Source organism: Halocynthiibacter styelae (assembly GCF_016123485.1).
In the GTDB taxonomy this organism is placed as follows: domain Bacteria; phylum Pseudomonadota; class Alphaproteobacteria; order Rhodobacterales; family Rhodobacteraceae; genus Halocynthiibacter; species Halocynthiibacter styelae.
The window spans coordinates 1-12864 of sequence record NZ_JADCKQ010000003.1; the positions used below are offsets into that span (position 1 = coordinate 1).

The following is a 12864-nucleotide window of genomic DNA, read 5'->3' on the forward strand; positions in this document are numbered from 1 at the left end:
GGAAAACCGGAAAACCGGAAAACCGGAAAACCGGAAAACCGGAAAACCGGAAAACCGGAAAACCGGAAAACCGGAAAACCGGAAAACCGGAAAACCGGAAAACCGGAAAACCGGCTTTGTCAGCCTTTGAGGCAAAAAAGAAACCGCCGCATCTTCCTCAGATACGGCGGTTCTGTTTCATAAAATCCGGAAAATCAGATCCCGCAGTCGATGATCGCTTTTGCCAGCACCGGAATGGTTTGTGCGTTCAGGCCCGCGATGTTCAGGCGACTGTCACCAACCATGTAAATCCCGTGATCGGCACGCAGTTTTTCCACCTGTTCAGGTGTCGCGCCAAGGCGTGAAAACATACCGCGATGTTGCGCAAGGAATTCAAAACGGTCGGAATTTGACAGACGTTTCAGTTCCGCCGCCAGCGCTTCACGCAGACCCAGCATGCCCTGACGGATCTCTTCCAGCTCGGCCATCCAGTCAGCCTTCAGGTCCGCGTCATTCAGGATCGTCGCCACAATGCGTGCGCCATGATCCGGCGGGAAGGAATAGTTCTGACGGTTCAGGAAGGCGAGGTTTGCCTGTGCACGCCCCTGCAACGCATCATCCTGAGAAATCGCCATCAGAATGCCCGTGCGTTCGCGGTAGATGCCAAAGTTCTTGGAACAGCTTGCGGCAATGATGCATTCCGGCACTTCAGAGGCGACCATACGCACAGCTGCCGCATCATCTTCCAGGCCATCACCAAAGCCCTGATAGGCAATGTCAACAAACGGGGTCAACTCACGTTCCTGCAGCAGGGCAATCACCTCGGCCCATTGCGCCAGTGTCAGGTTCGCGCCGGTCGGGTTGTGGCAGCAGCCGTGTAGCAACACCACATCGCCCGCTTTCGCGCCCTGCAAGTCTTCCATCATACCGTCGAAATTCACAGTCGGGGTATCGTCATTCAGGTAGCGATACTCCGCCATCGGCATGCCAAGGTATTTCACAATGGATGGATGGTTCGGCCAGGTCGGGGCAGACAGCCAGACAGTCGCGCCGGGTGCCGCCATTTTGATCAGCTCAAGCCCCTGACGGATTGCGCCGGTGCCGCCAGGTGTTGCCACCGCCGCCACATTGCCACGCGCCACAGCAGACCCCAGAACCAGGTCCACCATCGCATCGCCATAGGCCGGATCACCGGCCAGCCCGGTGTAAGACTTGCTGTCCTGTTCTTCCCAGATCTTCTTCTCGGCGGCTTTCACAGCACGCATCACAGGCGTCTTGCCGGTTGCGTCTTTATACACACCGACGCCCAGGTCGATTTTATTATCGCGCGGGTCTTCACGATAGGCGGCCATCAGGGCCAGGATTTTATCCGCGGGCTGGTCTTTCAGGTTCGTCAGCATCTTATGCGTCGCTTTCCACTTTCAGGTCTGAATACATACCCCATTCGGCCCAGGAGCCATCATAGAGCGCATGATCTTTTTTCCCCATACGTTCCAGCGCAAGGCACAGCACAGCAGCCGTCACACCGGAACCGCAGCTGGCAATCACCGGTTTGTTCAGATCCGCACCGGCGGCCTCAAACACAGCCTTGATCTCAGCAGGGGATTTCATGGTTTTGTCGTCGTTCAGCACAGTCGCGAACGGGATGTTCTTTGAATTCGGAATACGACCAGACCGCAGGCCCTCACGCGGCTCCGCTTCCAGACCGGAAAAACGACCGGCAGCACGTGCATCCACAATCGTGTAATCCTGCAACTTAGACGCCGCCGCCACCTGGGTCACATCCTTGATCATATGCGCCTGGCGCTGCACGGTCATGTGACGATCCCGCACGATGGGCGGCAGATCTTCCACCGGGCGGCCCTCGGCCTTCCATTTCTGCAGGCCACCATCCAGCACAGCAACATCGGTCTTGCCCATCAGACGGAACAGCCACCAGACACGGGCCGCTGAAAACAGACCGGCCCCGTCATAGATCACAACCTGGTGCCCGTCACCCACGCCCATGGCGCGCATACGCGACATAAACAGTTCCACCGGCGGGGCCATATGGGGCAGCTCAGATCGCGGATCACAGATCGCATCAATGTCAAAGAAACGCGCGTTCGGGATATGGCATTCCTCATATTCCGCGCGCGGATTGCGTTCTTCCGCAGGCATATACCAGCTTGCATCAATAATGCGCAGATCCGGGTCCTTGATATGTTTCGCCAGCCAGTCGGTCGACACGAGTGTTTTCGGATCATCTGCAGTCATATTCTACCCCCGGCATAGCACTTGCGCCAACAGACGGCGCTTTTTCTCTGCCTACTCCTATGAAAACCGGGGCGCAAGAAAAACACGGATTTATTCAGCTCTCAGACACAAAAAGACGCAGAGACTGGAAAGTCTCTGCGCCCATTGCACCTTAACCGGCGATGATTTCCCCGGAAGGACGACGCCCCCATGAGAGAGCCACCGTAAACTGCCGTTGCGATAAATCCGCCTTTACCTTTCCGCCTGGTCCTGTCGTTTCAGAACCCGCCAGCCGCATCTATTCCCCGACACGGCTGACAACAGCCCGGCTTCAGCCGGTTTATTGGGGGCGATGTAGCAAATGCGTGACAGGTTTTTTGAGGGGAAAAGGTCACGGGTTTTCCCTCAATAGGTTACCCGGTTTCTTTTTCACTGAGCATGACATCGGCCCCAATGGGCACTTGTTCGATGTGAGCGCCCTGCAGCAGGAAGGCTTCGCTCTCTTTGCATTGCGGCTGCCTTCGGTGAAGCCATTCTTTCCAGGCCTCAAAAAAATGCTCTGAGCCATCGGGAAGTACAACAGTCGCCAAAAGAGGCGTCCCTATAGGAAGATCACTTGTGCCGTCAGTCATGATAATGACCCCACGACCAGAGATCACAAAGTGTTCCCTGATGGATGTGTGCATTGCCCGGGTTGGTTTCATCCTTCTTTCAGAAGTCTCTGCTTCTGACGGCCCCAGTCGCGCTTGGCCTCGGTTGCCCGCTTGTCGTGGTTCTTCTTACCTTTGGCGACGCCGATCTTAATCTTCACGCGACCGACATGGTTGAAATAGATCACCAGCGGCACAAGCGTCATCCCCTGGCGTGACGTCGCCTGCCAGAGCTTGGACAGCTCTTTGCGAGACACCAGGAGTTTACGGCGACGTTTCTCTTCATGGCCAAACATCACCGCCTGCTTATAGGGCGCGACATAGCTGTTGATCAGCCAAAGCTCGCCTTCCTCAACCGCCGCATAGCTTTCGGCGATATTGGTCTGGCCCACCCGCATGGATTTCACCTCAGACCCTTCAAGCACAACACCGCATTCAATGTCATCTTCGATGGCATAGTCATAGCGTGCGCGCCGGTTCTCGGCGATCACCTTGTAGTTCTTTTCTTCTGCGGTCTTGGGTTTCTTAGCCATAGGGATGATCTATGCGTTCAGATCACGGGTGTAAAGTGGCACCTGGCAGAGACCGGGCACCCTTTGTCTTTCTTATCAGCGAAAATATCGCGAGGGTGCGGGGGCTGGCCCCCGCGGCCTGTCAGATATGGGCAGATCAGTTGATCAGGCCTGCATGACGCATAGCAGCATCAATCTGGGCTTTGGTCTCATCCAGAAGCCCGGTCAGCGGCGAGCGCACCTCTTCAGAACACAGACTCAGCTTTGACAGGCCGTATTTCGCACCGGTCAGGCCAGGCTCGACAAAGATTGCCTCATGCAGGGGCATCAGCTTGTCCTGATATTCCAGCGCCTTTGCGTAATCCCCGGCCAGCGTCGCCGCCTGGAATTCCGCACACAGACGTGGCGCAACATTCGCTGTCACCGAAATACAGCCAACACCACCATGGGCATTAAACCCCAGGGCAGAGGCATCTTCACCGGACAGCTGAATGAAATCTGCACCACAACTTGCGCGCTGCTGGCTGACGCGGGCGATGTCACCGGTGGCATCTTTCACAGCAACAATACGCGGCAGCTTTGCCAGCTCACCCATGGTTTCCGGTGTCATATCAACAACGGAACGGCCCGGGATGTTGTAAATTACGATGGGCAGATTGCAGGCATCATGCGCCGCTTTGAAATGCGCATACAGGCCGCGCTGGGTTGGCTTGTTGTAATAAGGCGTCACAACCAGACCAGCCGTCGCACCCACACGTTCCGCATGCTGCAGGAACCGCACGGTTTCCACGGTGTTGTTGGACCCGGCACCGGCAATCACCGGGATACGGCCAGCCACAACTTCAACAACAGCCTCAATCACGGCCTCATGTTCGTCATGGGTCAGGGTCGGGCTTTCGCCGGTTGTCCCCACAGGCACAAGACCGTCGGAGCCTTCAGCAATATGCCATTTCACAAGTTTCTTAAGCGCAACAAAATCCACCTGGCCGTCTTTCAACGGCGTAACCAGTGCGGGCAGAGAGCCAGTAAACATGATACGCTTCCTTTTGTTGCGGGCGATATATCGCCATAGATGTTGTTTCTCGCGGCGGATCGGTGCCGCGCGAACTCTCTATCCGGGATTGTGATTTGTGGAAAGGGGGAGATGCGCTAGATTTACCGCCAAAACAGCGCGATTCTGCGCAAAATGAGGAAATGAGCCGTGCGATCAATCTTTCGCTTCACCCTGACCCTGTGTCTGGCCGTGATTCTGACCCCGATGCTGACCCCGGGTCACGCTCAGGCGCAAAACCGTCAGCAGGCGGCAGCCCTGTCCCGCGGGCTTGAAGCTGCAGCAGAAAAAGACTGGTCCGCCGCCCTATCCGCCTCACGTGCCTCAGGCGACGTCGGGCGTGATGTAATCCAGTGGCTGCGCCTGCGGTCGCCCGACGGGTCTTTTTCGGAATATCGTGATTTTCTGGCCCGCCGGTCCGACTGGCCCGGCCTGAAACTTATGCGCCGCCGGGGCGAAGCCAGCATTGATGAAAACACGCCTCTGCGTCAGGTCATCGCTTATTTTGAAGATCAGAAACCACAGACCGGCCATGGTGCGCTCTATTACGCCCGCGCCCTGCGGGAAACCGGCAACCCCAATGATGCCCGCGCGGCGATCGTATCTGCCTGGCAAAGCCTGCCAGTGAAAGAAGACGAAGACCGCGAGATCTTCCTGGGCCGTTACGGCAACCTGCTGGCGGATCATCACGCCGCACGCCTTGATCATTTCCTCTGGCGTGCCGATCGCGGCGAGATCGCAAAAATGCGCCCCCTCGTGTCTGAAGGCTGGCAAGCCCTCGCCAGCGCACGTATGGCGCTGCGCTTTGATGAAGACGGCGTTGATGGCTTTATCAACGCCATTCCCGCAAGCCTGCAAAACGATCCGGGTCTGGCCTGGGAACGCTTCACCTGGCGCGCCCGCAAGGGCCGTTATGACAGCGCCGCTGAAATGGCCATTTCACAGGCCGGCAGCAGTGCAGGCACCGGCGAAGCCAACCGCTGGGGCCATTGGCAACGCGCCATTGCCCGCCAGTTGATGCGCGATGGTAAAAACCGCGCCGCCTATCGCCTGGCCGCGACCCACGGCATGTCTTCCGGCAGCAATTACGCCGATCTTGAATGGCTGGCAGGCTACATCGCTCTGCGCAAACTGAATGACGCAGAAACAGCCGCCCGCCATTTCGCCCGCTTTAAAGAGGCCGTCTTCACCCCAATCAGCCTTGGCCGCGCCGGATACTGGCAGGGCCGCGCGCAGGAAGCCCTGGGCAATGACGCCCGCGCCGCGGAATTCTACCGGGCTGGCGCGCAACATCAGACCAGCTTTTATGGCCAGCTTGCGGCTGAACGTGTCGGTGTTGCCATGGATGCCCGCCTGATCGGTGGCGAAGATTTCCCGAACTGGCGCCAGGCGCCTTTCCTGCAAAGTTCCGTCTTTCAGGCGGGGTTTCTGTTGCAGCAGGCCGGGGATTTGTCCCTGTCAGAACGTTTCCTGACCCATCTGACAGAGAGCCTCCCACGTGAAGAAATCGGTCAGCTTGGAAATCTCGCGATTGCTTTGCAGGAACCGCATATCGCAGTGATGATCGGCAAGCGTGCCGCATCCCGTGGTCTGACTCTGCACGCGGCGTATTACCCGCTGCATCCGCTGACTGACAGCAATCTGCCCGTGGTGCCGGAACTCGCTCTGTCGATTGCGCGGCGCGAAAGTGAATTTGATCCGGTGGTGGTGTCCGGTGCTGGTGCCCGCGGCCTCATGCAGCTGATGCCGCGCACGGCACAACAGGTCTCCGGCGAACTTGGCGTCAGCTATAACCTGTCCGGCCTCACGGCTGACCCGGTCTATAACGCGCGCCTGGGTTCTGCCTATCTTGCAGGTCTGGTCGAGGAATTTGGCACATCCTATCCGCTGGTTGCTGCTGGGTACAACGCGGGCCCGTCTCGCCCGATCCGCTGGATGGAACGTTACGGTGATCCGCGTCGCGAACGCACGGATCCGGTGGACTGGGTGGAACATATCCCCTTCCGCGAAACCCGTAATTACGTGATGCGGGTGATGGAAAGCATGGTGGTCTATCGCGCCCGCCTAAGTGGCCAGACCAGTCCGATCCGCCTGTCAGAGGAATTGCGCCGCACCCGTTAACCCCGGTTAACAGGTGCGTAATCCCCCGCACGCCCGATATGCATAAGATGTGCATAGAAAGTGCATGCTTTGTGCATGGTGATATTTCCTCATTTTGGTTCTGAAAATATCCCGGGGGTGAGCCAGTTTCCTGGTGAACGGGCGGAGCCCTGAAGGAGCTGGCCCCCACTTATTGCGCAACCCGTTTCGCGGCCACTCGTTCCCGCCAAAGCGCAAAAACGCCCGCGCCAACCACCACAACAGCACCGATCATCACATTGGTGCGCAGGGTCTCCCCAAGGAAGCTCACGCCAATGATACTGACCCAGACCAGCTGCAGATAGGCGAAGGGCTGCACCGCACTGGCTTCGGCTACTGCATAGCATTTGATCAACAGCCAATGCCCCAGAACGCCAGAAAAACAAAGGGTTATCATCCAGATCCAGTCACCACCTGCCATAGGTTTCCAGAACCAGATCCCCACCAGCGTCATCGCGACTGCCCCTGCGATCCCTGTCCAGAAAAAGCTGACCATGGCACTGTCTTTGCGGGACGCATAACGCGTCAGAAGCCCGTACAGCGCAAACATCGCAGCCCCCAGAAGTGGTACCAGTGCCGCCGGTGAAAACACCCCGCTGCCCGGTTGCAGGATGATCAGGATTCCGACAAAACCAATCCCAATCGCAACCATCCTTTTCCACCCCACCTGTTCCCCCAGCACCGGACCAGAAAGCAGTGCAACAAGAAGGGGATAGCAGGCAAACACCGCATGGGATTCGATCAGCCCCAGCCAGACAAACGCCAGGACTGTGACGCAGATTTCCCCCGCCAAAAGCACCCCGCGAAACACCTGAAGGCCCAGCTGTTCTGTCTTCAGGGCTTCACGCATGATCCCCTGTTGCTTCGCCAGAAAAATCACAAAAGCCGCAAAGAACCAATAGCGGATCATCACCACCATCATCACATGGTATTCATCCGCCAGGTGGCGCGACAGTCCATCCTGAACCGCAAAAACCAGGGTCGTGGCCACCATCAGCCAGATGCCCAGGCGGGTGTTGTTTTCACTCATATTTTCAGGTCCTTAAAACCCCGGTGCTCATATGGCGTTTGCGGCCAAAGCCCGGCACGCGGGTCACGTCAAATCCGGCGGCGTCTAATGTGCGGCGCACAAAGCCTGCTGCTGTATATGTGGCAAAAGTCCCGCCCTCTGCTGTGTGGTTTGCGACCCCGTGCAAAATTTCTTCAGACCAGAGTTCAGGGTTCTTTGCTGGTGCGAAACCATCAAGAAACCATGCGTCTGCTAACAAATTCAGCCCCGGTAATATTTCACGCGCATCGCCAATATGTATGTTTGCGACAAGCCCGGGCATCTCAATTACCCGTTTGCCTGCGGCCCATTGTTCCAGAAATGGCGCGGCAATCGCGTGTGCTTCGGGAAAGTGGGCCAGGGCCTGTTCCATTTCAGTGGTCTGCATGGGGAAGGCTTCAAAAGAGGTGAAATGCAACGTGCCCTCCTGGCCGGTTTCCTGCCACATCAGCCAGGTCGCCAGCATATTCAATCCGGTGCCAAAGCCCAGTTCTGCAATGTGAAACCCATCCCGGAAACGCGCAGGCAGATCGTTGCCCGCCAGAAACACATGACGCGTTTCCTCAAGCCCGTTGACCACGGAGAAATACGGATCGTCAAAACGGTCTGAAACAGGCACGCCATCGTCACGCCAGCTAAGTTGTGGATCTTGTGTATCTTGCATCTGAGGCCCCAAAGGTGCAGAGGTGAAGGCAGAGTTTACCAATACGAAAGCACACGAAAATGGCAATGGCAGATGTGACAATCTATGGCGCGGGAATTGCCGGGCTGACCCTTGCCTGGTGCTGTGTGCAACGCGGTGCGAAGGTTCAGATCTGGGATAAACGTGCGCCTGGCGCCGGGTCCAGTGGCGGGCTTGTCGGGGCGCTTGCCCCCCATGTGCCGGAAAACTGGAACCCGAAGAAAGCCTTTCAGTTTGAAAGCCTTATGATGGCGGAACCCTTCTGGGCCGAAATCGCCGCGGCGGCGGGGATGGATCCTGGCTACAGCCGGTCCGGGCGTCTGCAACCGATTGCGGATGGTGCGGCTTTGCTTCTGGCGCGGTCACGCAAGGAAAACGCCAAAGTGCTTTGGGAAGGCCAGGCGCGCTGGGATGTGGTCCCGGCGGTTCAGGCCGGGGCCTGGGCACCGGACGCACCTGGCGGCTGGCTGATCCATGACACGCTGACCGCCCGTCTCAGCCCACGCAAAGCCTGCGCGGCGCTGACGGCGGCGATCAGGGCAGAAGGTGGGGTGTTCCTGGGCCCGGATCAGGAACCAGAGCCAGAAGGCAAGGCGATCTACGCCACCGGATACGAAGGCCTGTTGGAACTGTCCGAGGTGTTTGAGAAACCTGTCGGCAATGGTGTGAAGGGTCAGGGGGCGCTTCTGAAATATGACGCAGGGGATGCGCCGCAACTGTTTTCAGATGGCGTCCATATTGTCCCACATGCCAATGGGACCGTCGCGATTGGCTCGACCTCAGAGCGTGAATTTGACAGCCCCGACAGCACGGATGAACAACTTGAAACCGTGATTGAGAAAGCTCTGAATGCGGTGCCGGTTCTGCGCGGTGCAGAGGTGGTGGAGCGCTGGGCCGGGGTGAGGCCACGCGCGAAATCCCGTGCGCCGATGATTGGTGCTGTACCGGGCGCGCAGGATGTGTTTGTCAGCAACGGCGGCTTTAAGATCGGCTTTGGCATGGCCCCGAAGATCGCCACGATTATGGCGGATCTGGTGCTGGACGGCGTGGATAATATTCCTGATGATTTTCGGGTTGAGGCCAACCTTTAACGATACGTCGCGCTGGCTTCTACAATCAGGCGGCCATCTGCGCCACGGACCTGCCAGCAATCGGGGAACGCGCAGAAATCACCGGCCTCGCCCGCGAAGAACGGGGCAGAGTTGCGCCATTCAAATCTGGCCAATTCACCGGTCTCAGCCGCCATCTGCATCATGATCTGCGCCAGCAGCGGGCCATGTACCACGATACCGGGATAGCCTTCGACCTCCTGCGCATAGGGTTTGTCGTAATGGATACGATGCCCGTTCAGGGTCAGGGCGGAATAGCGGAACAGGGTTGTGGGGCTGAAGCTTTGCGTGACCTTGCGGATCTCGTCCTGGCGGGCCTGTTTCAAAGGTGGTTTCGGGGCATCTGGTGCGGGATCTTCACGGAAGACAAGCACCTGGCGTTCTGTGACGCAAAGCTGGCCATCCTGTGAAATATCATGCCGCACCGTACAGAATCCCAGCGGGCCGGAGCGACCATCTTTCAACTGCACGTCTTCAACCACAGAGGTCTTCACCGCTTCCTGACCAATCAGCAATGGCGCATGAAATTCCAGCGCCCCGCTGGCCCACATGCGGCGCGGCAGGCCAAGATCCGGGATGAATTGGCCCTTTGCCGTATGCCCGTCACGGCCAAGCTGACCTTCCGGCAGAGGATCCCAGAAATAGATCTGATGCCAGAAGGCGGGCAGGGGGTCACCTGCTTTGGGGGGATTGCCTTCACATCCCAAAACCACATGCAGCGCCTTTGCGCGGGCAGGATCAAGCTGACAGTTCAGGCGGAGCGTTTTGCCGATATTTTGTTCCATAGGCGCAGCATATGTCGCGTTGTCCGGATTGTCATTGTGCGATGTGCCGCTATTCTGAACCCATGTCCGAGATACCTGAAATTACCGCCCTCGATCATCTGGTTCTGACGGTTGCCAGCCTGGAACGCACGATGGCCTTTTATCGGGACGTGCTGGGGATGGAGGTGGAAGAATTTCAGCCTGCGGATGGGTCCAGACGCTTTGCGCTGAAGTTCGGGGTGCAGAAGATCAACCTGCATCTGGCGGGGCAGGAATTTAGACCGCACGCAAAACGTCCAGGCCCGGGCACGGCGGATCTGTGTTTTCTGAGTGTCACAGATCTGAAGGCCTGGCAGGATCATCTGGACGCGCAGAGCATCACAATCGAAGAAGGCCCGCTGCGCCGCACGGGGGCAAGCAGGCCTTTGATGTCGATTTATATCCGTGATCCGGATGGAAACCTGATAGAGATTTCCAATCAGATTTAACGTGCTGCTTCGGCCTTCAGGGCGTCCATCAGGGCCGTCAGGGATTTGGCATAGCGTTCATTTGTCAGCTGCCCGTTTTCATCAAATTCATTCATCGCGCCTGCGATTCCGATTTCGGGGCCAGTCAGCAGACGTGGCTGAAATGGCGTCATCGCCAGGCGCAGGCTATAGGTGGCCCGCGCCCCGCCCGCACGACCCGCAGCGGCAGACACAATTGCAACCGGTTTACCTTGCCACGGGTTGCCTTCTGTACGGCTGACCCAGTCAAGCGCGTTTTTCAGAACACCGGACAGTGCCTGGTTATACTCGGGGGTGGAAATCACAACGGCATCTGCGGCAGCGATCTGGTTGGCGAGGGTCTGAACACCAGCTGGAATACCATCGGCGGCTTCGACATCGCCGTCATAGAGCGGCACATTCAGATCGGCTTCGGTGAAGGTCGCGCCGGACAGGCGACCTGCTTCGCGGATCAGTTTGCGGTTAAAGGATTCTTTGCGCAGAGATCCGGAAATACCAAGAAGAGAAAAATCAGTCATATCGGTTTACCTGTGCTGAGAGAGAGTAACGATGCTCAGCATGAACGGGTTGAGCGCACAGGTAAACCTTTCCGTGAGGACAGCTATTGCGCTGTCACGCACAGAAGTTGCGTCTTATGAGGCAATCGGCGTGCAGGTGCCGTGTTCTTCCCCGAACAACGCACCGCCATAGCTGACTTCAAATTTACCAGTGTCCATATGGACCGTCAGATTGATGGATGAATTGTTGTTTACATAGACATAGCTGACGGTGGTCAGGCCGGAAAAGATCATGACTTCTTTTTCTTCATCATTCATCGCATAGGTGCCGACTTCTTCGCCAGCATTCTGATGGACTGTGAAGACATGGGTCGAGTCCTTTTCCGAGATGCACTCGTAATGATGCCCTTCTTGTAGCTCGTCTGTAAGATGATGTTCGACTGCAGCGCCGTGTTCATTCAGGATGATTTCTTCGGCAGTACCAAAGGCCGGGCTGAAGGTTGGCAGAGTTCCTAACAGCAAGAAAAATGCGCGTTTCATGTGTTTCCTCTTTAAAGTTACGATAACGACCCCGAAGGGCATGAACCTGTTAAGTGGACTGGTTATTTTGAAATACCACTTAGGGTTGATGTGTTAGTGATAGAATGCGTCAAAGTTGTGATGCCTTTGAATTAAATCTGATTGCTTAACCAGTTATTAACAGGCCCGTGGGCAGGTTCGGTCAGGCCAGATCAGAGGTTGCGCGAAAAATGTCTTTAAAATTCCGTATGATGATATGTCTTCTGTGCTTGCACGTGATTGCGGCCTGTTCGGGGCCTGGCGTGCAGATGACAGGTGTTCAGGGGCAGAAAGTGACGGTGCAGGGTTCAGCTTTCACCGTCTATACCCGTGGCGATCACGCACAGGCCGTACGCACCGGGTTTGAATTTCCCGCACGCATCAGCGATATTTTCCCTAAGGCTGCCATCGCGATTGAACAGGTTTCGGGCTGTTCGGTGCGCCCATCCGGCATGTCGGGCGATGCGGCCCTGATCCGGGCAAAGCTGGATTGTGGCTGACTACAGCTGCTTTTCCATAAACAGGCTGATCGGATCGTCCGGATAGTCACCAAATGGCCCGCGATAAGTATAGCCGTGGTTTTCATATAGCTTATGTGCGGGTTTCAGGGCGTCGCCGGTTTCAAGGCGGATCACCGGCAGGTTCAGATCACGTGCTGCCTTGTCAATATAGTCCAGCAGATGCTGACCCAGCTTCAGGCCACGGGCGGCGGGATCGACAAACATTGACTTCAATTCACCATAGCCACCCTTCACCGCAAGCGCAGCACAGCCCCGGATGTCACCATCTACCCGTACAACACAGAAATGCACCGATGGAACGCAGAGATCATCTATCGACAGATAATGGTTACTTTCCGCTGGGAACAACTCCTGCATCAGGGCATGGCTTTGTTGCAGAAGGGCGGTTGCAGCAGGATCGCGGGGATCACCAGGTTCAACGGTAATGGTCATGTCTGTCTCCTTCACTCTGATCTGGCGCTTTTCCCTGGCCTGCTGCAACGCAATTCATCTGGCTTGCACAATATTCAGGCACGGCGATCTTAAACCGCAGGTGGTGCATTTGTCAGATTCCTGTGGATGAATTGCACCAGGAGAGGGATGGACAGGGTTTAAGCGTTGACTCAAACCTGCT

15 protein-coding genes are annotated in these 12864 nt (G+C 56.9%); 4 read left to right on the forward strand and 11 right to left on the reverse strand.

From position 1 onward, the window contains the following. Nucleotides 1–194 precede the first annotated feature (194 nt). The 5 genes from H1D41_RS04395 to dapA all read right to left on the reverse strand — a co-directional run bounded on the left by H1D41_RS04395 (nt 195) and on the right by dapA (nt 4409). Nucleotides 195–1379 carry an amino acid aminotransferase gene (locus H1D41_RS04395; RefSeq protein ID WP_228847777.1) on the reverse strand — a complete coding sequence of 395 codons (1185 nt, stop codon included), beginning with the start codon at nt 1377–1379 and terminating at the stop codon, nt 195–197. 1 nt (nt 1380) lies between these two features. Continuing rightward, nucleotides 1381–2235 (reverse strand): 3-mercaptopyruvate sulfurtransferase, encoded by an 855-nt coding sequence (gene sseA / locus H1D41_RS04400; RefSeq protein WP_228847778.1) that lies wholly within the window; start codon nt 2233–2235, stop codon nt 1381–1383. A 392-nt stretch (nt 2236–2627) separates the two neighbouring features. After that, nucleotides 2628–2846 carry a hypothetical protein gene (locus H1D41_RS04405; RefSeq protein WP_228847779.1) on the reverse strand — a complete coding sequence of 73 codons (219 nt, stop codon included), beginning with the start codon at nt 2844–2846 and terminating at the stop codon, nt 2628–2630. A gap of 68 nt (nt 2847–2914) precedes the next feature. Beyond that, a complete protein-coding gene (gene smpB / locus H1D41_RS04410; protein WP_228847780.1) occupies nt 2915–3397 on the reverse strand; it encodes an SsrA-binding protein SmpB in 483 nt (160 codons plus the stop codon). A gap of 136 nt (nt 3398–3533) precedes the next feature. After that, entirely contained in the window at nt 3534–4409 is an 876-nt protein-coding gene (gene dapA / locus H1D41_RS04415) for a 4-hydroxy-tetrahydrodipicolinate synthase (protein ID WP_228847781.1), read from the reverse strand. A 168-nt stretch (nt 4410–4577) separates the two neighbouring features. Here dapA and H1D41_RS04420 point away from each other — a divergent pair, with 168 nt between their 5' ends. Next, nucleotides 4578–6548: a lytic transglycosylase domain-containing protein gene (locus H1D41_RS04420; RefSeq protein WP_228847782.1), complete on the forward strand. Its 1971-nt coding sequence runs from the start codon at nt 4578–4580 to the stop codon at nt 6546–6548. 169 nt (nt 6549–6717) lie between these two features. On the opposite strand, the gene H1D41_RS04425 is transcribed toward H1D41_RS04420, so the two are convergent. Together H1D41_RS04425 and mnmD are read right to left on the reverse strand one after the other, a co-directional pair. Beyond that, a complete protein-coding gene (locus H1D41_RS04425) occupies nt 6718–7596 on the reverse strand; it encodes a DMT family transporter (protein WP_228847783.1) in 879 nt (292 codons plus the stop codon). Between the two features lie 4 nt (nt 7597–7600). Next, on the reverse strand, nt 7601–8278 hold the full coding sequence (gene mnmD, locus H1D41_RS04430; protein ID WP_228847784.1) for a tRNA (5-methylaminomethyl-2-thiouridine)(34)-methyltransferase MnmD: 678 nt from the start codon (nt 8276–8278) through the stop codon (nt 7601–7603). A gap of 59 nt (nt 8279–8337) precedes the next feature. Between mnmD and H1D41_RS04435 the strand changes: the two genes are divergently transcribed. Then, nucleotides 8338–9387 carry an NAD(P)/FAD-dependent oxidoreductase gene (locus tag H1D41_RS04435; RefSeq protein ID WP_228847785.1) on the forward strand — a complete coding sequence of 350 codons (1050 nt, stop codon included), beginning with the start codon at nt 8338–8340 and terminating at the stop codon, nt 9385–9387. On the opposite strand, the gene H1D41_RS04440 is transcribed toward H1D41_RS04435, so the two are convergent. Next, the gene (locus H1D41_RS04440) at nt 9384–10190 is read right to left on the reverse strand and encodes an FAS1-like dehydratase domain-containing protein (protein WP_228847786.1); all 807 of its coding nucleotides are present in this window, start codon (nt 10188–10190) and stop codon (nt 9384–9386) included. The genes H1D41_RS04435 and H1D41_RS04440 overlap by 4 nt on opposite strands. A gap of 41 nt (nt 10191–10231) precedes the next feature. On the opposite strand from H1D41_RS04440, the gene H1D41_RS04445 reads away from it, so the two are divergent. Then, nucleotides 10232–10657 carry a VOC family protein gene (locus H1D41_RS04445; protein ID WP_228847787.1) on the forward strand — a complete coding sequence of 142 codons (426 nt, stop codon included), beginning with the start codon at nt 10232–10234 and terminating at the stop codon, nt 10655–10657. On the opposite strand, the gene H1D41_RS04450 is transcribed toward H1D41_RS04445, so the two are convergent. Then, nucleotides 10654–11193 carry an NADPH-dependent FMN reductase gene (locus tag H1D41_RS04450; RefSeq protein ID WP_228847788.1) on the reverse strand — a complete coding sequence of 180 codons (540 nt, stop codon included), beginning with the start codon at nt 11191–11193 and terminating at the stop codon, nt 10654–10656. The genes H1D41_RS04445 and H1D41_RS04450 overlap by 4 nt on opposite strands. A gap of 114 nt (nt 11194–11307) precedes the next feature. Further along, the gene (locus H1D41_RS04455; RefSeq protein ID WP_228847789.1) at nt 11308–11712 is read right to left on the reverse strand and encodes a hypothetical protein; all 405 of its coding nucleotides are present in this window, start codon (nt 11710–11712) and stop codon (nt 11308–11310) included. 209 nt (nt 11713–11921) lie between these two features. Between H1D41_RS04455 and H1D41_RS04460 the strand changes: the two genes are divergently transcribed. After that, entirely contained in the window at nt 11922–12230 is a 309-nt protein-coding gene (locus H1D41_RS04460) for a hypothetical protein (RefSeq protein WP_228847790.1), read from the forward strand. On the opposite strand, the gene H1D41_RS04465 is transcribed toward H1D41_RS04460, so the two are convergent. Beyond that, a complete protein-coding gene (locus H1D41_RS04465; protein WP_228847791.1) occupies nt 12231–12683 on the reverse strand; it encodes a GNAT family N-acetyltransferase in 453 nt (150 codons plus the stop codon). It lies immediately after the preceding gene. Nucleotides 12684–12864: the final 181 nt, after the last annotated feature.

Coding starts and splice junctions, on each gene's coding strand:
- H1D41_RS04395 (WP_228847777.1), bottom strand. CDS start 1,379: ATGCTGACGAACCTGAAAGACCAGCCCGCGGATAAAATCCTGGCCCTG.
- sseA (WP_228847778.1), bottom strand. CDS start 2,235: ATGACTGCAGATGATCCGAAAACACTCGTGTCGACCGACTGGCTGGCG.
- H1D41_RS04405 (WP_228847779.1), bottom strand. CDS start 2,846: ATGACTGACGGCACAAGTGATCTTCCTATAGGGACGCCTCTTTTGGCG.
- smpB (WP_228847780.1), bottom strand. CDS start 3,397: ATGGCTAAGAAACCCAAGACCGCAGAAGAAAAGAACTACAAGGTGATC.
- dapA (WP_228847781.1), bottom strand. CDS start 4,409: ATGTTTACTGGCTCTCTGCCCGCACTGGTTACGCCGTTGAAAGACGGC.
- H1D41_RS04425 (WP_228847783.1), bottom strand. CDS start 7,596: ATGAGTGAAAACAACACCCGCCTGGGCATCTGGCTGATGGTGGCCACG.
- mnmD (WP_228847784.1), bottom strand. CDS start 8,278: ATGCAAGATACACAAGATCCACAACTTAGCTGGCGTGACGATGGCGTG.
- H1D41_RS04435 (WP_228847785.1), top strand. CDS start 8,338: ATGGCAATGGCAGATGTGACAATCTATGGCGCGGGAATTGCCGGGCTG.
- H1D41_RS04440 (WP_228847786.1), bottom strand. CDS start 10,190: ATGGAACAAAATATCGGCAAAACGCTCCGCCTGAACTGTCAGCTTGAT.
- H1D41_RS04445 (WP_228847787.1), top strand. CDS start 10,232: ATGTGCCGCTATTCTGAACCCATGTCCGAGATACCTGAAATTACCGCC.
- H1D41_RS04450 (WP_228847788.1), bottom strand. CDS start 11,193: ATGACTGATTTTTCTCTTCTTGGTATTTCCGGATCTCTGCGCAAAGAA.
- H1D41_RS04455 (WP_228847789.1), bottom strand. CDS start 11,712: ATGAAACGCGCATTTTTCTTGCTGTTAGGAACTCTGCCAACCTTCAGC.
- H1D41_RS04460 (WP_228847790.1), top strand. CDS start 11,922: ATGTCTTTAAAATTCCGTATGATGATATGTCTTCTGTGCTTGCACGTG.
- H1D41_RS04465 (WP_228847791.1), bottom strand. CDS start 12,683: ATGACCATTACCGTTGAACCTGGTGATCCCCGCGATCCTGCTGCAACC.